Origin of the sequence: Delftia sp. ZNC0008 (assembly GCF_000799035.1) — a bacterium.
In the GTDB taxonomy this organism is placed as follows: Bacteria; Pseudomonadota; Gammaproteobacteria; order Burkholderiales; family Burkholderiaceae_C; genus Comamonas; species Comamonas tsuruhatensis.
In genome coordinates, this window is the sequence record NZ_JTKZ01000608.1 from 1 (window position 1) to 476 (window position 476).

At 63.2% G+C, this 476-nt stretch carries 1 protein-coding gene; it reads right to left on the bottom strand.

The window, feature by feature from the left end; translation table 11 throughout:
* Positions 1–151 precede the first annotated feature (151 nt).
* Positions 152–476, bottom strand: a 325-nt coding sequence (locus L995_RS19945) for a YbaN family protein (RefSeq protein WP_047473192.1), incomplete at its 5' end; no start/stop codon positions are given.

Below are 476 nucleotides of genomic sequence, written 5' to 3' on the forward strand. Positions count from 1 at the left end.
CCTGGGCTCGAACCAGGGACCTACGGATTAACAGTCCGGCGCTCTACCAACTGAGCTATTGAGGAACAAGACCTAGATTATATGACGTAAAAAACACGTCGCAGAAAACTCGGGGAATTTTTTTCAGCAGGCCTGCCGCAGGCCTTCATTCTCAGGGCTCTGGCCTGAACCACAGCCACACCAGCACGCAGCCCATGGACGTCAGCGCCACGGCCTGTACCCAGGCGGGCGGGCGTGTCCACAGCAGGAGGACGGCGCACAGGCTCATCATGGCGCTGGCGCTCCATTTGGCGCGCCGGCTCACGCAGCCACCTCGCGCCCAATTGCGCAGCATGGGTCCGAACAGGCGATGGCGCCACAGCCAGGTGTGCATGCGCTGCGAGCTGCGCGCCGCGGCCCATCCGGCCATGAGCACGAACACCGTGGTGGGCAATCCTGGAATGAAGATGCCGGCAATGCCCGTCGCCAGGACGCGG